This window comes from Escherichia sp. R1 (genome assembly GCF_003000935.1).
GTDB classification, from domain to species: Bacteria; Pseudomonadota; Gammaproteobacteria; order Enterobacterales; family Enterobacteriaceae; genus Escherichia; species Escherichia coli.
Map to the genome: position 1 here is coordinate 21,544 of NZ_PSRU01000012.1, position 25,416 is coordinate 46,959.

Here is a 25,416-nt window from a genome sequence, read left to right on the forward strand (position 1 = left end):
TCTTACTATGCATTCCACAGAAGTCCAGGCTAAACCCCTTTTTAGCTGGAAAGCCCTGGGTTGGGCACTGCTCTACTTTTGGTTTTTCTCTACTCTGCTACAGGCCATTATTTACATCAGTGGTTATAGTGGCACTAACGGCATTCGCGACTCGCTGTTATTCAGTTCGCTGTGGTTGATCCCGGTATTCCTCTTTCCGAAGCGGATTAAAATTATTGCCGCAGTGATCGGCGTGGTGCTATGGGCGGCCTCTCTGGCGGCGCTGTGCTATTACGTCATCTACGGTCAGGAGTTCTCGCAGAGCGTTCTGTTTGTGATGTTCGAAACCAACACCAACGAAGCCAGCGAGTATTTAAGCCAGTATTTCAGCCTGAAAATTGTGCTTATCGCGCTGCCCTATACGGCGGTGGCAGTTCTGCTGTGGACACGCCTGCGCCCGGTCTATATTCCAAAGCCGTGGCGTTATGTTGTCTCTTTTGCCCTGCTTTATGGCTTGATTCTGCATCCGATCGCCATGAATACGTTTATCAAGAACAAGCCGTTTGAGAAAACGTTGGATAACCTGGCATCGCGTATGGAGCCTGCCGCACCGTGGCAATTCCTGACCGGCTATTATCAGTATCGTCAGCAACTAAACTCGCTAACAAAGCTACTGAATGAAAATAATGCCTTGCCGCCGCTGGCTAATTTCAAAGATGAATCGGGTAACGAACCGCGCACCTTAGTGCTGGTAATTGGCGAATCGACCCAGCGTGGACGCATGAGTCTGTACGGTTATCCGCGTGAAACCACGCCGGAGCTGGATGCGCTGCATAAAACCGATCCGAATCTGACCGTGTTTAATAACGTGGTTACGTCTCGTCCGTACACCATTGAAATCCTGCAACAGGCGCTGACCTTTGCCAATGAAAAGAACCCGGATCTGTATCTGACGCAGCCGTCGCTGATGAACATGATGAAACAGGCGGGTTATAAAACCTTCTGGATCACCAACCAGCAGACGATGACCGCCCGCAATACCATGCTGACGGTATTTTCGCGCCAGACCGACAAGCAGTACTACATGAACCAGCAACGTACGCAGAGTGCGCGTGAATATGACACCAACGTGCTGAAGCCGTTCCAGGAAGTGCTGAAGGACCCTGCGCCGAAGAAACTGATCATCGTTCATCTGCTGGGTACGCATATCAAGTACAAGTACCGTTATCCGGAAGATCAGGGCAAATTTGACGGTAATACAGAGCATGTTCCACCGGGATTAAACGCAGAAGAGCTGGAGTCATATAATGATTATGACAATGCTAACCTGTACAACGATCACGTGGTTGCCAGCCTGATTAAAGACTTTAAAGCGACCGATCCGAACGGTTTCCTGGTTTATTTCTCTGACCACGGTGAAGAGGTTTACGACACGCCGCCGCACAAAACTCAGGGGCGTAATGAAGACAACCCGACGCGTCATATGTACACCATTCCGTTCCTGCTGTGGACGTCAGAAAAATGGCAAGCGACTCATCCGCGTGATTTCTCACAGGATGTTGATCGTAAATACAGCCTGGCGGAACTGATCCACACCTGGTCAGATTTGGCGGGCTTATCTTACGACGGTTACGATCCAACCCGTTCAGTGGTGAATCCGCAATTCAAAGAAACTACCCGCTGGATTGGTAACCCGTATAAGAAAAACGCACTGATCGATTACGACACTCTGCCGTATGGCGATCAGGTGGGTAATCAGTAATTATCAGCCAGATGTTATTTGCCGGATGCGACGCTTGACGCGTCTTATCCGGCCTACAGATCGCGGCGGTAGGCCGGATAAGGCGTTTACGCCGCATCCGGCAATACAAGTCGACTGAAACTGCCGCAATGTTTACATCTCACTCCCATCAGGCCACACTTTTCAGGTGGCCTTTTTTCATAATGCCAGTTACTGTTTTCCCGTCTACATACCTAAGGGAATAACATGTATCACGACGTCAGCTATCTGCTCTCCCGCCTGATCAACGGCCCGCTGTCCCTGCGCCAGATTTACTTTGCCAGCAGCAACGGCCCGGTGCCCGATCTTGCGTATCAGGTCGATTTTCCACGGCTGGAAATTGTGCTGGAAGGTGAGTTTATTGATACCGGCGCTGGAGCAGCGTTAGTTCCCGGCGATGTGCTGTACGTCCCTGCTGGTGGCTGGAATTTTCCACAATGGCAAGCCCCCGCCACCACCTTTAGCGTGCTGTTTGGCAAACAGCAACTCGGCTTCAGCGTTGTGCAATGGGATGGCAAACAATATCAAAATCTGGCGAAGCAACACGTCGCCCGACGCGGCCCGCGCATTGGTTCTTTTCTGCTACAAACGCTCAATGAAATGCAAATGCAGTCGCAGGAGCAGCAAACGGCCAGACTTATCGTCACCAGCCTGCTTAGCCACTGCCGCGATTTGCTCGGCAGCCAAATACAGACCGCCTCACGCAGCCAGGCTCTATTCGAAGCTATTCGTGATTATATCGACGAACGCTATGCCTCCGCACTTACCCGCGAATCTGTCGCACAGGCGTTCTATATTTCGCCAAATTACCTCTCGCACCTGTTTCAAAAAACGGGGGCCATTGGTTTTAACGAATACCTGAATCACACGCGACTGGAGCACGCTAAGACATTATTGAAAGGCTATGACCTGAAGGTAAAAGAAGTGGCGCACGCCTGCGGCTTTGTCGACAGCAACTACTTCTGCCGTCTGTTTCGTAAAAATACCGAACGCTCGCCGTCGGAATATCGTCGGCAGTACCACAGCCAACTGACAGAAAAACCGACTACTCCAGAATAAGATGGGTTTGCTGCGGCGCAGAAAGCACTTTGCGCACTGCGCTCATCACCCTCTGCGGCTCACGCAGGAAAGCGTAGATGCTGCATTGCACGTAGCGACAATGTTCAAATCGCTCAGCACCGGCAAGCTCGATATCCGTAATTAACAGCGCAACATCCGCCCGGCGGATATCCTCGTCCGCTAAACGATTCTCCGTTCCCAACGCGCCCTGAGTTTCAATGCTAACGCCCCACTTCTCTAACTGGCACAACTTTTCCAGCCGTTCCGCCGCCATATAAGTATGCGCCACGCCGCTTACGCAGGCGGTTACTGCCACCAGGTATGCCATTTTAACCTCCCACGGTAACCTGAAATCCGGCCCGTTCTGCCATTTCACGCATCGTTGCCACATCGGCTGACGACGGAGCAGCAACCTCTTTCATCGACCATGTTTTCCCCAGCAGGCGGTATTTCGGCTCGCCGTACTGATGAAACGGTAACAGATGGATCTGCTTGATATTCAGCGGGATCAGCACGTCCAGCGCCTGCTGCATATTCTCCCGGCTGAGCGTGAAACCAGGGATCAGCGGTAAACGCGGGATCACGTTGACACCCTCACTCACCAGCAAACGCAGATTCTCCAGCACGCGTTGCAGGTTCATCTTCACCACATCCCGCGCCTGAGCCGCATCCATAATTTTTAAATCGAACAACACTTCATCGCACAATTTCGCCAGCGGTAACAGCTTGCTGGCTGGCGCGTCTCCGGCAGTTTCGATGGCGCATGACACACCCCATAGCCGCAGTCGCTGTAAAAAACGGGTCGCAAACTCCGCCTGCATTAACACTTCGCCGCCAGAAAGCGTGACGCCACCGCCGGACGTGCGAAAGAAAATGTCATCTTTCATCACTTCCCGTTCCAGAGCGTCAAGGCTGATATCGCGACCAATCCGTTCAAACGCCCCGGAGGGGCATTCATCCGCATCACGCAAACATTTCGCACAGTGCAGACATTTCGCCTCTCTGCGTACCGTCTGGATTTTGCCGGAGATCGACTCCGGATTAGCACACCATGGGCAAAGATGCGGACAGCCTTTAAAAAAGACCACCGTACGAATGCCCTCGCCGTCATTCAGTGAATAACGCTGAATGTTGAAAATGCGCGCCACATCATTGCGGCGCGTTTCCACAACGTTACAGCTGATGCGCTGTCCGGCGGATGATGTCATCCTGGATCTCCTTCGACAGTTCGACAAAGAAGGCGCTGTATCCGGCAACGCGCACCACCAGCCCGGCATAATCTTGTGGGCGCTGTTGCGCTTCCCGCAACGTGTCGGCGTTCACCACGTTAAACTGAATATGCTGCAACTTAAGCTGGGTAAACGCCCGTAAGAAGTCGGCCAGTTTGCGTAATCCCGCTTCACCTTCCAGGGTCGCCGGAGTGAATTTCACGTTCAGCAACGTACCGTTAGACAGCAGCGTATTATCGAGCTTACTGACTGATTTCAGTACCGCCGTTGGCCCTTGTGCATCCTGACCCAGCATGGGTGACAAGCCACCGTCTGCCAGTTGTTCCCCGGCAAAACGACCGTCTGGCGTCGCGCCAACCACCGATCCCAACGGGACGTGGGCAGAAACGGTATACGATCCCGGCGTGAAGTAGCCGCCGCGCGGGTTCTGGTATTTTTCCACTTCTTTGCAGTAGTGGCGTAACAGTTCGGCGCTGATGTTATCCACCTCGTCGATATCGTTACCGTATTTCTCGAAGCGGTTAATTAAGCGAGCGCGGACTTTTTCGCCTTCTGGCGTGGCGAAGTTGGCTTTTAATACCGACAGCAATTCGTCAAAACTTAAACGCTGTTGATCAAAAATCATCCCTTTCAACGCATGGAGAGAATCGCTCAGGTTGGCGATACCGATCCCCTGTACGCCGGAGAAGTTATAACGCGCGCCGCCATCGGTAATATCGCGACCTTTTTCCAGACAATCGCTGATAAAAGACGAGAGTAGCGGTACAGGAGCCCAGTCGCGATGGCCGATATCACAAATATTGCTGCCCTCAACCATCAGGGTGATGTAGTGGCTGATCTTGGCGCGGATCTGTTCCAGTAAACCTTCATAAGTCAGCGCAGCGTTGCCTTCATTTTCATGCAGGCAGATTTCCATCACTTTCAGCAGGTTAAACATCGCGATGTCATGCAAGCCGTAGGTTCTGCCGGGAATAGATAATTCCACACAGCCCACTACGGAATAGTCGCGCGCATCTTCCAGCGAAACGCCACGGTTGAGGAACGCTGGCACTACCACTTCATCGTTAAAGATTTGCGGAATACCGGTGCCGAGGCGAATGGTTTCTGCGGTTTTCATCAGGAAAGGGGTGTCGATCAAGGCGTTAGTGCGCACGCCGAGGTTCGGTTGCGGTAATTGCACGCTTTGATAAGCGTCAAGGCAAAGGAACGAAAGCACGTTCACCGCGCTACGTCCGTTCTCGGTTAACCCGCCGAGCAGTGCGGTATAGCCGGTAGGGAAACCGGCGAAATAACGCGCGCTACTGGTGGAGCGCAACAGCACGATGTCGTTGCATTTCACCCATAAAGATTCGAGCAGTTCTTTCAGGAATGCCGGATCTTCGCCCTGGGTTAATGATGTCTGATAGAACGGCAACATATACTGGTCGAAGCGCCCCAACGATAGCGAACTGGCGTTGGATTCGTATTGCAGAATGATGTTCATGTACCAGAATAACTGGCACGCCTGCCAGAACGTCTGCGGCTTATGTTCGGCGTTATGGCGGGAGATCTCCGCAATGGTCAGCAGTTCTTCGCGACGCGGGCCATCAGTGCAGCTTGCCGCCATCGTTTCCGCCAGTTCGGCGTAACGCAAAATATGTTTCTGCGAGGCTTCCAGCAGTAACAGCGCTGCCTGATAAAAGTGATTCTCCGGCTGTTGCTGACAATGTTGCTGCATCTGTGCCACCAGCTCCCCCAGCCCGTGATTCAGCAGGCGCGGGTAATCAATAATAATGTGCCCCTGGCCTTTATCCGTCTGGTTGATGCTGAAAATCTGCGTGCTGGTCGCGGCTTTTACTTCATCCGTCATCTGCCCGTTGATGAAATCTTTCATCGAACGTTTTTCCCAGTACGGGAACAACTCTTCGCGGTAGATACGTTTATCTTCTTCGCTGATAGCAAAGCGGTCCTGCGGACGCGTCGGGAATTGATCCAGCTCTTTCAGCAGCCAGTAAGGGTCCATTTCCGGCGACATAATCCCGGCGCGTGGTTTTACGGTGCGGTTACCGGCAATCAGTTCTTCATCACGAATCGAAATTTCAACGTGTTCAAGGATATACGCTGTTGCTTTCGCCCGACGCATTATCACCGGCTCCCCTTCGGTTTGCCGATGGCTGGCGGTATAAAGCAACGCCCGCTCCAGCGAGATTTCACGGGTATTGGCAAACAGTGCAGTTTTGAGGCGAGAGATACGATTCGTCATGAGGAACTCCTGTGGGAAAGCGAACCCGCCCTTGCGGGCGGGATAAGAACTTAAGCGGTTTGCGCCAGGTGAGCTTCAATTTTGCTCATAATGGCGTCAGCACGTTTTACCGCGTCGCTGATGTTGACACGCACGATAGTCTTGCCAGCAAAACGCTCTTCAAATTTGATGCCGATATCTTTGGTCAAAATCACCATATCGGCGCTTGCCACGTCTTCCGCAGTCAGTTCATTTTCCAGACCAATCGACCCCTGGGTTTCTACTTTCACTTCCCAGCCTTTCGCTTTCGCGGCGCTTTCCAGCGCCTCTGCCGCCATATAAGTATGGGCAACACCTGAAGGACATGCGGTTACTGCGATAATTTTCGTCATGGCTCGTTCCTCAATTAATTAATTTCAAAATCCAGATCCAGGTCGTCTTCCTTCTCTTCAGTTGAAGACCCATTTTTACGCGCCAGACTTTTCAGCACGTTCACGCAGACTGCCGTCACAACCGCCCCGACAGCCACTGCCGCGATGTAACCCAACTTACCTTCAACCACCGGCAGCACAATCAGACCACCCCAGCCTGCATAGCACTGCGCACCGACCAGCGCCGCAGTTACCGCACCACAAACTGAACCGACCATGATGGAAGGAATGACACGCAGCGGATCGGCAGCGGCGAAAGGAATCGCCCCTTCAGTAACGCCAACACAGCCCATCACCAGTGCCGCCTTGCCGGTTTCGCGCTCTTCTGCGGAGAAATTTTTACGACCAATCAGCGTCGCCAGCCCCATCCCCAGCGGTGGAACACAAATCCCAACAGCGGCAATAGCCACCACGGTATAAACACCCTGAGCAACGCAAATCAGCATGAAGGCATAGGCCACTTTGTTAACCGGGCCGCCCATATCGAACGCCAGCATCAGACCCATGATCACCGCCAGCATAACAATGCTGCCCTGCTGCATCCCCTGAAGCCACTGGGTCAGGCTGTTGGTCAACGCCCCCACCGGCTCGCCCAGCCCCCACATCATGACGCCAGCGGTAATCAGTGTGCCGACGATTGGAATGATGAAGATTGGCATCACCGAGCGCAGAACTTTATGCACCGGAATTTTCTTCAGGTAATGCACCACGATGCCGCCGATAATCCCGGCGATCAGCGCACCAAAGAAGCCCGCGCCAAAGCTGTTACCAACCCAGGCACCGATAGCGCATGGAGCCAGCGCAGAACGTTCTGCAATGGAATAACCGATGTAAGCGGCGAGGAAAGGCACCATCAGCGTCAAACCTGCAACGCCGATATCAAACAGTTTTTTCAGATTCGGATCGGCTACGGCATCCGGCACTGCGCCTTTGCCATACAACATGACGGAAACCGCCAGCAAAATACCGCCCGATACCACGAAGGGAATCATGTGTGAAACGCCCGTCATTAAATGCTGACGGGTATTTTTCAGGATCTGCACCAACTCATTCATAAGCTGCTCCCGGGCTTGCGAAAGCCCATGTCCATATTTTTGATGGAAGAAACAATAGGCAATCGCAGGCGGAGCAAACAGTGGATAAAAAGGCCATTTACTGGACTTTTGTAATATCAGTACAAAAATGCGATCCGCCTCATAACTTGCGATAATCCGGAAGTACGCCGCAAAACGGCGTCTTGTGAGACGCGTCGCAAATTGACGGTTACATTACATTTGTCCAGCTTTTGGCAGATTTGTCACATGGCAGGCCGTTGCCGTGCGCTCTTATCCTGTAAACAGAAAACCGTACCGGGAGAAAGGCAATGGCCCTGATTGTGGAATTTATTTGTGAGCTACCTAACGGCGTGCATGCGCGTCCGGCAAGCCACGTTGAAACGCTGTGTAATACTTTTTCATCACAAATTGAGTGGCATAACCTGCGCACTGACCGCAAGGGCAACGCCAAAAGCGCCCTTGCGCTGATTGGCACCGATACGCTGGTGGGCGATAACTGCCAGTTACTGATTTCCGGGGCCGACGAACAGGAAGCGCACCAGCGTTTAAGCCAGTGGCTGCGCGATGAATTCCCCCACTGCGACGCACCGCTGGTGGAAGTAAAATCTGACGAACTGGAACCACTGCCGATTTCACTGACCAATCTGAATCCGCAAATTATCCGTGCTCGCACCGTGTGCAGCGGTAGCGCAGGCGGCATTCTGACGCCGATCTCTTCTTTAGATCTCAATGCGCTGGGTAATCTTCCCGCAGCCAAAGGCGTTGACGCCGAACAATCCGCACTGGAAAACGGTCTGACGCTGGTACTGAAAAACATAGAGTTTCGTCTGCTGGATAGCGACGGTGCTACCAGCGCGATTCTGGAAGCGCACCGATCCCTGGCTGGCGATACTTCCCTGCGCGAACATTTACTGGCAGGTGTCAGCGCCGGATTAAGCTGTGCCGAAGCGATTGTCGCCAGTGCACACCACTTCTGCGAAGAGTTTTCCCGTTCCAGCAGCAGCTACCTGCAAGAACGCGCCCTGGACGTACGCGACGTCTGCTTCCAGTTACTCCAGCAAATCTACGGTGAGCAACGCTTCCCGGCACCGGGCAAACTGACGCAGCCCGCCATTTGTATGGCGGATGAACTGACCCCCAGCCAGTTCCTCGAACTGGATAAAAATCACCTCAAAGGTCTATTACTGAAAAGTGGCGGCACCACCTCACATACGGTGATCCTTGCCCGTTCGTTCAACATTCCGACGCTGGTAGGTGTGGATATTGATGCCCTTACTCCGTGGCAACATCAAACGATTTATATCGACGGCAACGCAGGGGCGATTGTGGTTGAGCCAGGGGAATCCGTGGCCCGTTATTATCAGCAAGAAGCCCGCGTACAGGACGCTCTGCGTGAGCAACAGCGTGTCTGGCTGACCCAGCAAGCGCGTACCGCAGACGGTATCCGCATTGAAATTGCCGCTAACATCGCTCACTCCGTGGAAGCGCAGGCCGCATTCGGCAATGGTGCGGAAGGCGTTGGTTTGTTCCGCACTGAAATGCTCTATATGGATCGCACCAGTGCACCGGGTGAAAGCGAGCTGTACAACATTTTTTGTCAGGCGCTGGAGTCTGCCAACGGACGCAGCATTATTGTGCGCACTATGGACATTGGCGGTGATAAACCCGTTGATTATCTGAACATTCCGGCAGAAGCTAACCCGTTCCTCGGTTATCGCGCGGTGCGTATTTATGAAGAATACGCGTCGTTGTTTACCACACAACTACGGTCGATCCTGCGCGCCTCTGCTCACGGCAGCCTGAAAATCATGATCCCGATGATCTCCTCAATGGAAGAGATCTTATGGGTGAAAGAAAAACTGGCGGAAGCCAAACAGCAACTGCGTAACGAACACATTCCGTTTGATGAGAAGATCCAGCTCGGCATCATGCTGGAAGTGCCGTCGGTGATGTTCATCATCGATCAATGCTGCGAAGAGATTGATTTCTTTAGTATTGGTAGTAATGACCTGACGCAATATCTACTGGCAGTGGATCGCGATAACGCTAAGGTGACTCGTCACTACAACAGCCTGAATCCGGCCTTCTTGCGGGCGCTCGATTACGCCGTGCAGGCGGTGCATCGCCAGGGCAAATGGATTGGTCTGTGCGGTGAACTGGGAGCGAAAGGTTCCGTGCTGCCGTTGCTGGTCGGTTTAGGGCTGGATGAACTCAGCATGAGCGCACCATCAATTCCGGCGGCGAAAGCGCGGATGGCGCAACTTGATAGCCGTGAGTGCCGCCAGTTGCTCAACCAGGCAATGGCCTGCCGTACTTCGCTGGAAGTGGAACACCTGCTGGCGCAATTCCGCATGACCCAACAGGACGCACCGCTGGTCACCGCCGAGTGCATCACACTGGAAAGCGACTGGCGCAGCAAAGAAGAAGTGCTCAAAGGCATGACCGATAACCTGCTGCTGGCGGGCCGCTGCCGCTATCCGCGTAAACTGGAAGCCGACTTGTGGGCGCGCGAGGCCGTTTTCTCTACCGGACTGGGCTTTAGTTTCGCCATTCCCCACAGTAAATCGGAACACATTGAGCAATCCACCATCAGCGTAGCGCGTCTGCAAGCGCCAGTGCGCTGGGGCGATGATGAAGCGCAATTCATCATTATGTTAACCCTGAACAAACACGCCGCGGGCGATCAACATATGCGCATTTTCTCGCGCCTCGCTCGTCGCATCATGCACGAAGAATTCCGTAATGCGCTGGTTAACGCCGCCTCTGCCGACGCTATCGCCAGCCTGCTGCAACATGAACTGGAACTGTAAAAGGAAACATCATGGAACTGTATCTGGACACCGCTAACGTCGCAGAAGTCGAACGTCTGGCACGCATATTCCCGATTGCCGGGGTGACAACTAACCCGAGCATTATCGCTGCCAGCAAGGAGTCCATCTGGGAAGTGCTGCCGCGCCTGCAAAAAGCGTTCGGTGATGAGGGAATTCTGTTTGCTCAGACCATGAGCCGCGACGCGCAGGGTATGGTGAAAGAAGCGAAACGCCTGCGCGACGCTATTCCGGGCATTGTGGTGAAAATTCCGGTAACCTCTGAAGGTCTGGCAGCAATTAAAATGCTGAAGAAAGAAGGCATTACTACGCTGGGAACCGCAGTGTACAGCGCCGCGCAAGGATTACTGGCGGCGCTGGCTGGAGCCAAATACGTTGCTCCATACGTTAACCGCGTAGATGCCCAGGGCGGTGACGGCATTCGTACTGTACAGGAGTTGCAAGCGTTACTGGAAATGCATGCGCCAGAAAGCATGGTGCTGGCTGCCAGCTTTAAAACACCACGTCAGGCGCTGGATTGTTTGCTGGCTGGATGTGAATCCATCACACTGCCCTTAGATGTAGCGCAACAAATGCTTAACACCCCTGCGGTAGAGTCAGCTATAGAGAAGTTCGAGCACGACTGGAATGCCGCATTTGGCACTACTCATCTCTAAAGGAGTAATTATGGACCGCATTATTCAATCACCAGGTAAATACATCCAGGGCGCAGATGTAATTAATCGTCTGGGCGAGTACCTGAAGCCACTGGCGGAACGCTGGTTAGTGGTGGGTGACAAATTTGTTTTAGGTTTTGCTCAATCCACTGTCGAGAAAAGCTTTAAAGATGCTGGACTGGTAGTAGAAATTGCGCCGTTTGGCGGTGAATGTTCGCAAAATGAGATCGACCGTCTGCGTGGCATCGCGGAGACTGCGCAGTGTGGCGCAATTCTCGGTATCGGTGGCGGAAAAACCCTCGATACTGCCAAAGCACTGGCACATTTCATGGGTGTTCCGGTAGCGATCGCACCGACTATCGCTTCTACCGACGCACCGTGCAGCGCACTGTCTGTTATCTACACCGATGAGGGTGAGTTTGACCGCTATCTGCTGTTGCCAAATAACCCGAATATGGTCATTGTCGACACCAAAATCGTCGCTGGCGCGCCCGCGCGTCTGTTAGCGGCGGGTATTGGCGATGCGCTGGCAACCTGGTTTGAAGCGCGTGCCTGTTCCCGTAGCGGCGCGACCACCATGGCGGGTGGCAAGTGCACTCAGGCAGCGCTGGCACTGGCTGAACTGTGCTACAACACCCTGCTGGAAGAAGGCGAAAAAGCGATGCTTGCCGCCGAACAGCATGTAGTGACTCCGGCGCTGGAGCGCGTGATTGAAGCGAACACCTATTTGAGTGGCGTTGGTTTTGAAAGCGGCGGGCTGGCGGCGGCACACGCGGTACATAACGGCCTGACCGCTATCCCGGACGCGCATCACTATTATCATGGTGAAAAAGTGGCATTCGGTACGCTGACGCAGCTGGTTCTGGAAAACGCGCCGGTGGAGGAAATCGAAACCGTAGCTGCGCTTAGCCATGCGGTAGGTTTGCCAATAACTCTCGCTCAACTGGATATTAAAGAAGATGTCCCGGCGAAAATGCGAATTGTGGCAGAAGCGGCATGTGCAGAAGGTGAAACCATCCACAACATGCCTGGCGGCGCGACGCCAGATCAGGTTTACGCCGCACTGCTGGTAGCCGACCAGTATGGTCAGCGTTTCCTGCAAGAGTGGGAATAACCTACTCCAAACTCCCGGCTTGTCCGGGAGTTTGAACGCAAAATTGCCTGATGCGCTACGCTTATCAGGCCTACGCAATCTCTGCAATATAGTAAATTTACGTACTTTTGTAGGCCGGATAAGGCGTTCACGCCGCATCCGGCACGCTGTGCCAGTAATCTGAAACTTCCACCTTGTTCGGGTGTTTTTTTATCCGCTTCTGGACATTTTCTCCACAGAACAATCGTTAGCCCGGAAGGTCGAATCTGTGACTCTTATTTTCACGGACGAAACAGATGAAAGCTTCACTGGCGTTATTCAGTCTTCTGACGGTATTTACCAGTTACTCCTTAAAATCTCCCGCCGTTCCACCAACCGTGGTACAAATCCAGGCTAACACCAATCTTGCCATCGCAGACGGCGCCAGACAGCAAATCGGCAGCACGCTATTTTACGATCCGGCGTATGTGCAGCTTACCTATCCTGGCGGTGATGTCCCGCAAGAACGCGGCGTATGTTCCGATGTGGTGATCCGTGCATTGCGCAGCCAGAAGGTCGATTTGCAGAAACTGGTGCACGAAGATATGGCGAAGAATTTTGCTGCGTACCCGCAAAAATGGCAGTTAAAGCGCCCGGACAGCAACATCGATCACCGTCGGGTGCCTAATCTGGAAACCTGGTTTACCCGCCACGATAAAACACGCCCCACCAGCAAGAACCCCAGTGACTATCAAGCGGGCGATATTGTCTCCTGGCGATTAGATAACGGGCTGGCACATATTGGGGTGGTGTCAGATGGCTTCGCCCGCGACGGTACGCCGCTGGTGATACATAACATTGGCGCAGGCGCGCAGGAAGAAGATGTACTGTTTAGCTGGCGGATGGTGGGGCACTATCGGTATTTTGCTAAATAAGAGATCTCCCCACATGAAGAAAAAATTCAGATCCTTTTTACACTGACGGCTTCTTTTTTCTTACGGCTCACCAGCGCCAGTGCCAGCACAATCAGCACAATACCGCTACCTTCAACTGCCCCCGGATTCTCACCGAGCAGCCACCAGGAAAAGAGTACGCCGCAAACGGGAACGGCCAGTGTGCTTAAGCTGGCAATACTGGCAGGCAAGTTTTTCAATACAAACAACCATAAGCTCCACGCCAGCGCTGTCGCCAGAATCGCACTGTAGGCCAGCGCCCAGAACACGGTGGGTTGCCAGTCAATTTCACGTTGCGGCACCAGTAAAGCGACCACGCTCATCACCAGCGCCGCATACAGCATCTGCCAGGATGTTAGCGACAATAAATCCACGCGCGGATGGCGGGCATACAGACGTTTAGCAACAATCGCGCTCGCCCCCCAACTCACACCGGAGAGGATTGCCAGCATGGCACTTTTCATCGAAGAGAAATCGAGTTGCCACGGCTGCAACACCAAAAATAAGCCGAAAGCGGCAATCAGTATCGCGAAATATTGCCCACGTCGCAGGCGTTCACCGAGAAACAACGCGGCGAAAATTACCACCCAGAACGGCATGGTATAGCTCAGGATTGCCACCTTCCCCGCTCCGCCGCTGACCAGCGCCCACTGTGCCAGGCCAACCATCCCGCAGGTTTGTAACAGGGCAATGGCTAAGGTGTATTTAAACGGCGTCGGGCGCATTCCGCGACCACGTAATAAAAGGACGATGAATAAAACGAGAGCGCCGAAAATGCAGCGTAAGGCGGTGAAGTCGAAGGCACCGATGTAGCTGGTGACTTGCTTCATGAAAATCCAGCTATAACTCCAGATAAGTGTGAGCACAACCAGGCCACTGATTGCCAGTGGGTTGCTCTTTCCTGCGGCAGACATGAGAGATCCAGTGTGTAGTTTTCCTGTGGACACTATACGCCGGTAAAGAAACTTCAGCGACTGCATGAAAGGCAGTCGCTGAAGAAGGTCAGATTACAGCAGGTCGAAACGGTCGAGGTTCATCACTTTCACCCACGCTGCCACGAAGTCTTTAACAAACTTCTCGTGGGCATCGCTGCTGGCGTAGACTTCCGCCACCGCACGCAGGACAGAGTTAGAACCAAAGACCAGATCCGCACGGCTGGCTGTGTATTTCACTTCGCCAGTTTCGCGGTCACGGCCTTCGAACAGTTCTTTCGATTCGTCGGTCGCTTTCCACTCGTAACGCATATCCAGCAAGTTCACGAAGAAGTCATTGCTCAATACGCCAACGCGGTCAGTGAAGACGCCGTTTTTGCTGCCATCGAAGTTGGCACCCAGTACGCGCATCCCGCCCACCAGCGCAGTCATTTCCGGCGCGGTCAGCGTCAGTTGCTGTGCTTTATCAATCAACAGTGACTCGGTGGTGGAAACGTCCAGACGAGCGCGATAGTTACGGAAACCGTCAGCAATTGGCTCCAGCAGTTCGAACATCTCAATGTCAGTCTGATCCTGACGCGCATCAACGCGGCCCGGCGCAAACGGTACATGAATGCTCAAACCTGCGGCGCTTGCGGCTTTCTCAACGCCAACCACACCTGCCAGCACGATGATATCCGCCAGCGAAGCTTTGCCAGACTCTTTCTGAATTTTCTCCAGAACTGGCAGAGCACGAACGGCTGCGGCGTTCACATCCCAGTCACGCTGCGGCATTAATGCCAGACGCGCACCGTTGGCACCACCACGTTTGTCGCCACCACGGAAGGTAGAAGCAGACGCCCAGGCCACCGATACCAGCTCACTAACAGACAGACCAGAATCCGCAATCGCGAATTTCAGATCGATAATGTCCTGCTCGGTCGGGTTGTAGATCGGCTGCGGCAGCGGATCTTGCCAGATCAGATCTTCTTTCGGTACTTCCGGTCCGATGTAACGAGATTTCGGCCCCATATCCCTGTGCGTCAGTTTGAACCAGGCACGAGCAAAGGCTTCGTTGAACGCCTGCGGATCGTTGAGGAAACGACGAGAGATCTTCTCGAACTCAGGATCAAAACGCAGCGTCAGGTCGGTCACCAGCATCGTCGGTTTACGTTTCTTCGACGGATCAAACGGATCCGGGATAATTTCCGGTGCGTCTACCGCTTCAAACTGGATTGCGCCAGCCGGGCTGCGGGTCTGTACCCACTCATACTTGAACAAGTTCTCGAAGAAATAGTTGCTCCACTGGGTCGGCGTCTGGGTCCAGACCACTTCCAGACCAGAGGTAATGGCATCTGCGCCAACGCCGCTGCCGTAAGTGCTCGCCCAGCCTAAACCTTGTTCTTCAATCGGTGCAGCTTCTGGATCAGGACCTACGTTTGATGTCGGACCAGCACCGTGGGTTTTACCCAGCGTATGACCACCCGCAATCAGCGCCACGGTTTCTTCGTCATTCATGCCCATGTTGCCGAAGGTCGCGCGGATAGCTGCTGCCGCCGAAAGTGGTTCGCCGCTGTGATCCGGGCCTTCCGGGTTAACGTAAATCAGGCCCATCTCGGTTGCACCCAGCGGTGCTTTCGCCAGCGCTTCCGGATGACGGTGAGTCAGCCAGGCTTTTTCATCACCCCAGTTAACATCCAGATCCGGTTCCCAGACGTCTTCACGACCGGCACCAAAACCGAAGGTACGGAAGCCGGAGTTTTCCAGCGCCACGTTACCCGCGAGGATAAACAGGTCGGCCCAGGAGATTTTCTGGCCATATTTCTGTTTGATTGGCCACAACAGGCGACGCGCTTTATCGAGGCTTACGTTATCCGGCCAGGAGTTCAGCGGTGCAAAACGTTGCTGACCACGACCCGCGCCGCCGCGACCGTCGATTGAACGGTAAGTACCCGCGCCGTGCCAGGCCATACGAATAAACAGACCGGCGTAGCTGCCCCAGTCGGCTGGCCACCACGGTTGAGATTCTGTCAGCAGGGCTTTCAGATCTTTTTTCAGGCCGTAGTAATCTAATTTGCTGAATTCTTTGCGGTAGTCAAAGTCCTCACCCAGCGGGTTAGAACGATTAGAATGTTGGTTTAACAGGTCAACACGGAGTTGATTTGGCCACCAGTCGCGCGTGGTTGTGCCCCCACCTGCGCTCTGGTCGTGACCGCCCTGATGGAACGGGCATTTGCCGGTGGCTGTCGTGTTATGGATATCGTCTGACGTGCTCATCAATGTGCTCCCCTCTACAGTGTTACCGTTACGATACACAGCGTTAGAGAGAAGTTATAATTGAATTAATCCACGGATGCGATAGTTGAGATCTTACATATTGTTGGTTAAAGAGATGTAGATCAAATTGATCGTAATTAAGACTTTTTGATTATGTCCGATTTAGGATAAATGCTTTATAAAAAAGGGTTTTAGATTTGTATCCTTCAAGTAATGAGGGAGAAAACAAGGCTGATAACCTTATTTTCCCGCCCTCATTTCGAGGCAGCATTTTGTGCTCTGTTTAAAATTTGTGATCACTGTGTGATTTTCACAAAAGGCACACTATTTATAAACCAGGTCGAACACCCAGTGTATGGCAAATCGCGTAACTCATTTCAGCGCGGTTAAGCGTATAGAAGTGGAAATCTTTCACTCCTTCACGGCTTAAAATCTTCACCATATCCATGGCAATATTCGCGCCCACCAGCTTGCGGGTTTCAGCATCGTCATCCAGGCCGTCGAACATTTGTGCCATCCACGCCGGAATACGCACGTTGGTCATGTCGGCAAATTTCTTCGCCTGTTTAAAGTTCGAAACCGGCAAAATTCCCGGAATGATTTCCACATCAATGCCTGCCGAGACGCAGCGATCGCGAAAACGCAGGTAGCTTTCGACATCGAAGAAGAACTGAGTAATGGCGCGGTTGGCTCCGGCATCCACTTTTCGTCTCAGGTTGAGTAAATCGGCCTGGGCACTTTTCGCTTCTGGATGTACTTCCGGATACGCCGCCACGGAGATATCGAAATCTGCCACTTCTTTTAACAGCGTCACCAGGTCAGAAGCATACATTTCTGGCTTACCACTTCCCGGCGGCAGGTCGCCACGCAGCGCCACGATATGGCGAATACCGTTATTCCAGTAGTCGCGTGCAATGATCCGCAGCTCGGCAGGCGTCGCATCAATGCAGGTAAGATGCGGTGCCGCTTCCAGGCCGGTGCGATCTTTAATGCCTTTAATAATGCTGTGCGTACGGTCGCGCTCGCCGGAGTTTGCGCCATAGGTCACCGATACAAACTTCGGTTTCAGGCTGCTAAGGCGATCGATGGAGTTCCACAGGGTCTGCTCCATTTCACTGGTACGCGGCGGGAAAAATTCGAACGAAACGTTAATCTGCCCCTGGACTTCTGCCAGACTCTGATTCAGGGCATCCCGCTGGCTGGCGTGAAAAAAGCTCATACCTTACCTCATCAATCGCTTATCGTTATATGTTGTGTTGTGCACATCTATCCGTTTAGACGTCCAGATGTAAAGATGAAGGAAAAGCCGAAGGGCGTCAACCGAAAAATAACCAATGATGGTGAGGAAAAATCAGGGAAGATGAAAAAAACTCATCTTAATTAGAGGCGATAAAAGATTTCTCTATAGCGCAATCCACCTCGCACGTTTTGACTCATATTCTGACAACACAGCGACACCTGGGCTAATTCGAAAAACAACGTCCTGCCACCGGATGGTGATGTTAAGGCATCTGATTCGGCCTGCGCCCTCGCGTAGGCCGAATACAGGATCTGCGCAATCAACGGGTAACAAACAGTTGAGTCAATTCAGTGCGCACTTTTATTTGATATCCTTCACGCGCATACCGTTGAGCTGTTCATCCGTAATGGTGTTGCCCGCTTTGAAGTAATCAACCACCGCGTGATAAACGTAATAACCGCCCGTTGTGTTACGCGCTTTCCCTTCGGTAAAGGCGGTAAAACCATCTCCACCATCAGCAAGGAAACTCTGAGTAGCAATGTGATAAACCGTCGCATCTTCAATGGGTTTGCCATTCAGAGTCAGTGTGATTACCCGCTGACCAACCGGCTTGCTGCTGTCGTACTTCATTTCCAGGCCTTTCGATACCTGTAAAACGCCATTGCTTAAACTTGCGCCGTGTTCCATCAGACTGCGTAATTGTTTACCCGTGAGTTCCATCGTCACCAGTTCGTTGGGGAACGGGAACGTACTGATAACGCCGCCCATCGTGATCGCCCCTGCGGGGATCTCATTGCGGATACCACCAGAGTTTGTTAACGCCAGTTGGGTATTTTTACCCGCTGCTGCCAGTAAAGCGTCAGCCGCCAGGTTCCCGAGGGAAGCCGATTCACCATAGGCACGTTTTAATTCAACCGGCGATTGCGCCACCGTTTGTTGCACCACTTCATCAAGCTTTTTATTCCAGCCGTCGATCACCTGTTTCGTTTGCGGATCGGGCTTCCACTCGTCAGCGTAAATGGTTTTAAGCTCGAAGTTTTTCACCGTAAAATTATGCGGCTTCTCTTTGTAGTCGAGAACCAGTTTGCCCACATCAATCCCGCCGCTGTCAGTGGAGAGGATGAGCGTATTGCCGACTTTAATCGGTTCCGGCGTACCCACATGTGCATGTCCGGTGATCAAAATATCCAGCCCTTTCACCTGACTTGCCGTCTGAATATCTTTATCCAACGCGCGACGCACATCTGTGCCTCCCATACTGGACTGGCGGGCTGGAACACCTTCGTGGATCAGGGCGACGGTCAAATCAACCTTGCCTTTGAGTTCATCGATATAACGTTGTAGCCATTTAATTTCATCGCGCGCTTCAATACCCACGCGCGTAGCAGCAGAGACAGTGTCATTAAAGGCAAATACTCCGTGCAAACCAATAACGCCTATTTTCACACCGTCTTTTTCGATGATGGTATATGGCTTATCCCAGAATGATTTACTGCTGTTCTGATAAAAAATATTGCCCTGCACAATAGGGAATTTTGCCTGGCTCAACTGTAATAATGTGTTGTCCCAGCCGTGGTCAAATTCATGGTTGCCTATTGTGACGGCATCAAACGGCATAGTATTCATAATATCGATAATAGCCTTACCTTTGGTCAGGCTGCTGATATATGGCCCGGTAAAATAGTCGCCCGCATCAAAAAACCATGTCGCTTTATTTTTTGCTTTTTCTTGCTTAACCAGCGTAGTGATATTTGCCCAGCCGCCAATATCCCGTTTACCGTCAGCGATCCACGGCACTTTATAAGGTTCTACATGCGCATGGAGGTCGTTGGTATAAATAATAGTGACATCTTTAGCGCAAGCCCAGAACGGCAGTGTTAATGCGATACCCGCAGCAAGTATTTTAATTTTCATAAACAATCCCTTTCAGTGAGATAAAGGATTGCTACATTACGTTCTGAAAGACTTATTTATGTGAGAGTAATCACATCCGCAGGGGATAGTTGCCGGACAAAATCAACGACCTTGTGAAATCGTTGGTGATATATGTCGACTCTGTTTACGATTAATGCCTGTAAAACGTTCGGTTGCCGAAATTTGGGATTAGCCTCATCGGAAGATTACAGTTGGCCAGACTATAAACTGGGTTATCCGGCACTGCACTGTCGGGCATGTGGCAGTTACCCGCCGTTGTTTGACGAGCAACAATTTCGTGACTGGTTGTCAGTTCACTTGTCTACTTATGCAATTGAGAAAGGCCATTTCTGCCCGGTATGTTATGGCACAGACATGATTTGTTATGGTCACAATCCACAGGGTTCGCAACGCATTCAATGCCGTAACTGCAAAAAAGTCTGGACGCCTAAAAAATATCAGAAAGAAATTACGCATCCCCAGGCCATTGAAACCGTTCAACTGTTCATACCCTTTCAAGGGGCCAGCGCAGTACAAAAACTGTATGTTTTAGTCAGTCTTGACGCCACTCGTGGCAACATTCTTCATCTCTCCACGAATTATACGCAACATCAGACAGGAGACAGTCTGCGGTACAGTTACAAGGGCAACACAGAACCAACTATGCACCATCGCGATATCGTGCAGAAGGTAGATATGCGTGAAGCGCAATTCTTGCGCCGGAGCCAGTTCGATGAAATTCAGTATGGCAGTGCTGTACTCAAGCGCAACGGTAAGGGAGCCATACTACGCCCGGTTATCACGGCACACGGGCATTTCAGAATACTGAAAATCCGCTATCCAGATGTCAAAACGCATATTATTTCACACGAATGTTTTCTAAGAGGCGCAATTATTACAGCCTGGGCAGATCAGTTCCGCCAACAACAAGGTGAACTTTGGTTCGTAGAAGAAGAAATCAGTGACAGTAACGCTGATACGCCCTGGCATTTTAAGGGAACGACATACCATGGTTGGTGGCAAAATCAGTGGCAGCGCTGGGAGCAGGGGAATAACTGCAAGATGGTCTGCCTACTCACGGGAGCCAGCTTAGAAAGGGGCGCAAATGTTTCTCTGGCAACCAGTCGTTGTTTTATCACATGGCTGACAGACCAACACGACTTTACCCAAAGCGCGTTATTATCCGCAGGTCGCGTAACGCAGATGCTGACCTCACTGGCGTTAAAATACAATGAATCGCTCACTCCATCTTGTTAGTCAATACACTCGACAAACGACCATAAATTAAGAGAGATCACTACCTTTCATTTAATTAAATATATAAATGTATGACCGTGAAATATAATCATGGTCAATGTTTAATTAATAACATTATTTGTTACTAAGATCACACAATACTTTTCTGAACTATGCTTACATAAAATAAGACACGATGTGCCTTTTATTTAAATAATTCAACAAATGTAACACACCCTATCCAGGAGGGATGATGAAAACTGTATTTACAACATTATCAGTCATATTCGGCGTGATATTTTCTCACAGTGTTCTAGCTCAGGACGTTACTATTTATTATACGAATGACATTCACGCACATGTCAATCCGGCAAAAATCATCGCTGTTGATAAGAACAGACTTATAGGTGGTATGGCTAATATTGCAGGCATCGTTAATGAAGCGAAGAAAAAAAGCAAAGATGTGTTTTTCTTTGATGCAGGCGACTATTTTACCGGGCCGTATATCAGCACACTGACCAAAGGTGAAGCTATTATTGATATCATGAACACTATGCCCTTTGATGCGGTGTCTGTTGGTAATCACGAGTTCGATCACGGTGTGCCCAATATGGTGTCTCAGTTATCAAAAGCAAAATTCCCCATTCTGCTGGGAAATATCTACTACACCGATACGAATAAACCAGTTTGGGATCATCCGTGGACCATTATCGAAAAAGATGGTTTAAAGATTGGTGTGATTGGATTGCATGGCGCATTCGCTTTCTATGATACAGTCGCGGCAAAAGCACGTGAAGGCGTAGAAGCCAGAGACGAAATTAAATATTTAAATAAAGCACTTGCAGAATTAAAAGGTAAAGTCGACATTACCGTTTTGCTAATTCACGAAGGTGTCCCGGCGCGTCAATCAAGCTTTGGTAGTAAAGATGTGGAGCGGCTACTACAGGCAGATATTGAGACAGCTAAAAAAGTGAATGGTGTTGATGTCTTAATTACCGGTCACGCACATGTCGGAACACCGCAACCAATAAAAGTTAATAACACATTAATTGTATCTACCGATGCATACGGCACCAACATCGGAAAACTTGTGCTTGATTACAATCCGAAAACGAAGAAAATTGATAGTTATAATGGTGAGTTAATCACCATCTTTGCAGATCAATTTAAACCTGACACCATCGTTCAAAATACTATTGATAAATGGAGTGCAAAGCTTAACAAAATAACACAGGAAGTTGTCGGCCATTCTCCCGTAGTTTTAACACGTGAGTATGGTAGTTCCTCTTCTACCGGCAACCTTATTCTTGATGCAATGATGGAAAAAACACCTGATGCCGTTGCCGGATTTCAAAATAGCGGTGGGATGCGAGCTGATTTTCCTAAAGGCGATATCACACTGGGAGATGTTATTAGCACATTCCCCTTTAATAATGACCTCATCGAGATGGATTTGACGGGCCGCGATCTCAAATCATTGATGACGCATGCAACCAATCTAACTAACGGTGTGTTACAAGTTTCTAAAAGTGTTGCGGTTGTCTATGACAGCAAAAAACCATTCAACCAATGGTTAATCTCTTTCACCATTAACGGCAAACCCGTGGAAGATAATCAAACATATCGTATTGCCACGCACTCCTTTTGTGCCAGTGGTGGTGACGGTTTTGAAGCATTTTTGAATGGAAAAAATGTGAAGACGATACCGGGAACAACCTCGGCGGAATCTATCATCGATTATTTCAAAAATCATAAACCTGTCACCCCAGACTTAACTAAACGAGTCATGGACGTCGCCAAATAAAATCTCATTTATCAGTCAATTTATTTAACAAGGAATGCGAATGAAAACAGCGCAGCGTACTTTATTTGCCGCAACATTGCTGACTATTTTTTCGACCTCAGTTATGGCGCAGGATGTCACGATTATTTATACCAATGATCTTCACGCTCATGTGGATTCCTATAAAGTACCGTATGTCGCAGACGGAAAACGCGACATTGGTGGCTTTGCCAATATATCCACGTTAGTAAAACAAGAGAAAGCCAAAAATAAAGCCACCTTTTATTTTGATGCTGGAGACTATTTCACCGGGCCATATATCAGTAGCCTGACAAAGGGCGAAGCAATAATTGATATTATGAATACCATGCCTTTTGACGCAGTATCAATCGGTAATCATGAGTTTGACCATGGCTGGGATAATGCCCTCCGACAATTAAGCAAAGCGAATTTCCCTGTTTTATTAGGCAATGTTTATCATAAAGAGAGTGAGAAACCCTTCTGGAACAAGCCCTACACCATCCTGGAAAAAGATGGCATCAAGATTGGTATTGTTGGGCTACACGGCGTATTTGCATTTAATGACACGGTCTCGGAGCTCTCTCTCCAGGGACTCGATAATGACAATAATAACCGATTTGATAAATCTTCCGCGCCCCTCAAGAATCAGGGGATTGAAGCACGTGATGAAGTGAAGTATTTGCAGCATTATATCGACGAGTTACGTGATAAGGTTGACCTCACCGTGGCGCTGGTTCATGAAGGCGTACCGGCGCGTCAGTCCAGCATTGGCAATACAGATGTTAGACGTGCGCTGGATAAAGATATTCAAACCGCAAGCAAGGTGAAAGGATTGGATATTCTGATTACCGGGCATGCCCACGTCGGAACGCCAGAACCAATCAAAGTCGGCAACACCTTAATCCTTTCGACTGACAGTGGCGGTATCGATATTGGTAAATTAATCCTTGATGTCAACCCTACAGCTCGTACTCATAAAGTGAAGAGCTTTGAGCTGAAAACGGTTTATGCCGATGAATGGATACCTGATCCAACCACACAAAAAGTTATCAATGGCTGGAATAAAAAACTGGCGGATCTTGTACGCCAACCAGTCGGTGAATCATCGATTGCATTAACTCGTGCCTACGGTGAGTCATCGCAACTTGGCAACCTGTTTACCGATGCAATGCTTGTCGCTGCACCGACTGCACAAATTGCGTTGATAAACTCCGGCAGTTTACGTGCTGATATAAATGCAGGCACGATTACCTTTGGTGACATTACCAGTACATTCCCCTTCAAGAATGAACTTACTGAAATGGATCTCAGCGGTAAGGATCTGCGTAACCTACTGGAACACGGGGCATCGCTTACCAATGGCATCCTGCAAATGTCAAAAGGCGCAGAAATGCGCTATACCCTGCAGAAACCAGTAGGTCAGCGCATTGTATCTTTTAAAATTAATGGTGAAGAGATCGTTGATACGAATATTTACCATGTTGCGACTACGACTTTCCTTGCACTTGGGGGCGATGGTTTTCTGGCATTCAAAGAAGGGAAAAATGTCCAGGTCCGCGCCGGAAATAACATGTCCAATGTCGTAATCGATTATTTTAAGAAAGGCCACAAGATTACTCCTGCACAGGTAAATGAAATGCGGGTAGAAGTAAGCAAATAACAAAAACTTATAATACCATTCATTCACTGGATGACATTATTTCTCTCTAAATCAACAATATATAAGAGATATATTTATGTATATAAAAAAGCACTGGATAGCTTTATCCATTCTATTAATACCTTGCATTGGAAACGCTCAGGAAATTAAAATTGATGAAAGCTGGTTACATCAAAGCTTGAATGTCATTGGTCGCACAGACTCTCGCTTTGGCCCAAGACTGACTAACGACCTCTACCCTGAATATACTGTAGCAGGAAGAAAAGACTGGTTTGATTTTTATGGTTATGTTGATCTACCGAAATTCTTTGGCGTCGGCAGTCACTATGATGTTGGGATCTGGGATGAGGGCTCACCACTATTTACGGAAATAGAACCTCGGTTTTCCATTGACAAATTGACCGGATTAAATCTTGCGTTCGGCCCATTTAAAGAATGGTTCATTGCAAACAACTATGTCTATGATATGGGTGACAACCAGTCATCCCGGCAAAGTACATGGTATATGGGGCTTGGTACAGATATCGACACGGGTCTACCAATTAAGCTTTCTGCCAATATATACGCCAAGTATCAGTGGCAAAACTATGGTGCCGCTAATGAAAATGAATGGGACGGATATCGATTCAAAATAAAATATAGCATCCCTCTTACAAATTTATTCGGAGGGCGATTGGTATACAATAGTTTTACTAACTTTGATTTTGGCTCCGATCTTGCGGACAAGTCACACAATAATAAACGAACCAGTAATGCTATTGCTTCAAGCCATATCCTTTCCCTTCTATATGAACACTGGAAATTTGCATTTACACTACGTTATTTTCACAACGGTGGACAATGGAATGCGGGAGAGAAGGTTAACTTCGGAGATGGTCCATTTGAATTAAAAAATACAGGATGGGGAACCTATACTACTATTGGTTATCAATTTTAAATTAGGTGACATTTTAGATATTGTTACTTAATGTCATTTTGTAATTGTCATTAATAACTTCACCATTCACTCTGTTACTTCATCGCTCAACACAAAAGCCCCCTTATTACCGGGGGCACTGACCAAAGGCAAAATGACAATCAATCACCACTTCCCCAGGAAGAGGTTTAGGGG

At 50.2% G+C, this 25,416-nt stretch carries 19 protein-coding genes; 10 read left to right on the forward strand and 9 right to left on the reverse strand.

Going from position 1 to position 25,416, the window contains the following annotated elements:
• The first annotated feature begins 7 nt into the window (after positions 1-7).
• Positions 8-1,741 (forward strand): phosphoethanolamine transferase CptA, encoded by a 1,734-nt coding sequence (locus C4F37_RS15260; protein ID WP_001540359.1) that lies wholly within the window; start codon positions 8-10, stop codon positions 1,739-1,741.
• Between the two features lie 225 nt (positions 1,742-1,966).
• Positions 1,967-2,818: an AraC family transcriptional regulator gene (locus C4F37_RS15265; RefSeq protein ID WP_000274618.1), complete on the forward strand. Its 852-nt coding sequence runs from the start codon at positions 1,967-1,969 to the stop codon at positions 2,816-2,818.
• Here C4F37_RS15265 and C4F37_RS15270 read toward each other — a convergent pair.
• Genes C4F37_RS15270 through C4F37_RS15290 form a run of 5 tightly spaced genes read right to left on the reverse strand, consistent with a single transcriptional unit; the run spans position 2,805 to position 7,754 of the window.
• Positions 2,805-3,146, reverse strand: a complete 342-nt coding sequence (locus C4F37_RS15270; protein ID WP_000323849.1) for a PTS fructose-like transporter subunit IIB — start codon at positions 3,144-3,146, stop codon at positions 2,805-2,807. The two genes, C4F37_RS15265 and C4F37_RS15270, sit on opposite strands and share 14 nt — an antisense overlap.
• Position 3,147: 1 nt before the next feature.
• The gene (locus tag C4F37_RS15275) at positions 3,148-4,026 is read right to left on the reverse strand and encodes a [formate-C-acetyltransferase]-activating enzyme (RefSeq protein ID WP_000204136.1); all 879 of its coding nucleotides are present in this window, start codon (positions 4,024-4,026) and stop codon (positions 3,148-3,150) included.
• A complete protein-coding gene (locus C4F37_RS15280; protein WP_000184862.1) occupies positions 3,992-6,289 on the reverse strand; it encodes a formate C-acetyltransferase in 2,298 nt (765 codons plus the stop codon). Before C4F37_RS15280 ends, C4F37_RS15275 begins: the two co-directional genes overlap by 35 nt.
• 50 nt (positions 6,290-6,339) lie before the next feature.
• A complete protein-coding gene (locus C4F37_RS15285; protein ID WP_000161265.1) occupies positions 6,340-6,660 on the reverse strand; it encodes a PTS fructose-like transporter subunit IIB in 321 nt (106 codons plus the stop codon).
• A 14-nt stretch (positions 6,661-6,674) separates the two neighbouring features.
• Complete coding sequence (locus C4F37_RS15290; RefSeq protein WP_001004469.1) at positions 6,675-7,754, reverse strand: PTS fructose transporter subunit EIIC; 1,080 nt, start codon at positions 7,752-7,754, stop codon at positions 6,675-6,677.
• A 308-nt stretch (positions 7,755-8,062) separates the two neighbouring features.
• Here C4F37_RS15290 and ptsP point away from each other — a divergent pair, with 308 nt between their 5' ends.
• The 4 genes from ptsP (at position 8,063) to C4F37_RS15310 (ending at position 13,245) form a co-directional block, all read left to right on the forward strand.
• Positions 8,063-10,564, forward strand: a complete 2,502-nt coding sequence (gene ptsP / locus C4F37_RS15295) for a phosphoenolpyruvate--protein phosphotransferase (RefSeq protein ID WP_001540357.1) — start codon at positions 8,063-8,065, stop codon at positions 10,562-10,564.
• Between the two features lie 11 nt (positions 10,565-10,575).
• Positions 10,576-11,238, forward strand: coding sequence for a fructose-6-phosphate aldolase (fsa, locus tag C4F37_RS15300; protein ID WP_001540356.1), 663 nt, complete (start codon positions 10,576-10,578; stop codon positions 11,236-11,238).
• Positions 11,239-11,248: 10 nt separating this feature from the next.
• A complete protein-coding gene (gene gldA / locus C4F37_RS15305) occupies positions 11,249-12,352 on the forward strand; it encodes a bifunctional L-1,2-propanediol dehydrogenase/glycerol dehydrogenase (RefSeq protein WP_000374004.1) in 1,104 nt (367 codons plus the stop codon).
• 275 nt (positions 12,353-12,627) lie between these two features.
• Positions 12,628-13,245 carry a DUF1287 domain-containing protein gene (locus tag C4F37_RS15310; RefSeq protein WP_000647862.1) on the forward strand — a complete coding sequence of 206 codons (618 nt, stop codon included), beginning with the start codon at positions 12,628-12,630 and terminating at the stop codon, positions 13,243-13,245.
• A 26-nt stretch (positions 13,246-13,271) separates the two neighbouring features.
• Here C4F37_RS15310 and yijE read toward each other — a convergent pair whose 3' ends face one another.
• From yijE to C4F37_RS15330, 4 genes are all read right to left on the reverse strand, one after another.
• Positions 13,272-14,177, reverse strand: coding sequence for a cystine transporter YijE (yijE, locus tag C4F37_RS15315; protein ID WP_001271242.1), 906 nt, complete (start codon positions 14,175-14,177; stop codon positions 13,272-13,274).
• A gap of 93 nt (positions 14,178-14,270) precedes the next feature.
• Positions 14,271-16,451 (reverse strand): catalase/peroxidase HPI, encoded by a 2,181-nt coding sequence (gene katG, locus C4F37_RS15320; protein WP_001296626.1) that lies wholly within the window; start codon positions 16,449-16,451, stop codon positions 14,271-14,273.
• Positions 16,452-16,779: 328 nt separating this feature from the next.
• Positions 16,780-17,670, reverse strand: a complete 891-nt coding sequence (gene metF / locus C4F37_RS15325; RefSeq protein ID WP_000007515.1) for a methylenetetrahydrofolate reductase — start codon at positions 17,668-17,670, stop codon at positions 16,780-16,782.
• A 381-nt stretch (positions 17,671-18,051) separates the two neighbouring features.
• Positions 18,052-19,605: a bifunctional metallophosphatase/5'-nucleotidase gene (locus C4F37_RS15330; protein WP_000694066.1), complete on the reverse strand. Its 1,554-nt coding sequence runs from the start codon at positions 19,603-19,605 to the stop codon at positions 18,052-18,054.
• A 132-nt stretch (positions 19,606-19,737) separates the two neighbouring features.
• On the opposite strand from C4F37_RS15330, the gene C4F37_RS15335 reads away from it, so the two are divergent.
• From C4F37_RS15335 to C4F37_RS15350, 4 genes are all read left to right on the forward strand, one after another.
• Positions 19,738-20,862, forward strand: a complete 1,125-nt coding sequence (locus tag C4F37_RS15335) for a hypothetical protein (RefSeq protein WP_000105536.1) — start codon at positions 19,738-19,740, stop codon at positions 20,860-20,862.
• Between the two features lie 232 nt (positions 20,863-21,094).
• Positions 21,095-22,645: a bifunctional metallophosphatase/5'-nucleotidase gene (locus C4F37_RS15340; RefSeq protein WP_001774117.1), complete on the forward strand. Its 1,551-nt coding sequence runs from the start codon at positions 21,095-21,097 to the stop codon at positions 22,643-22,645.
• 40 nt (positions 22,646-22,685) lie between these two features.
• On the forward strand, positions 22,686-24,305 hold the full coding sequence (locus tag C4F37_RS15345) for a bifunctional metallophosphatase/5'-nucleotidase (RefSeq protein ID WP_001540353.1): 1,620 nt from the start codon (positions 22,686-22,688) through the stop codon (positions 24,303-24,305).
• Positions 24,306-24,381: 76 nt separating this feature from the next.
• A complete protein-coding gene (locus C4F37_RS15350; protein WP_000275563.1) occupies positions 24,382-25,242 on the forward strand; it encodes a nucleoside-specific channel-forming protein Tsx in 861 nt (286 codons plus the stop codon).
• The last annotated feature ends 174 nt before the right edge of the window (positions 25,243-25,416 follow it).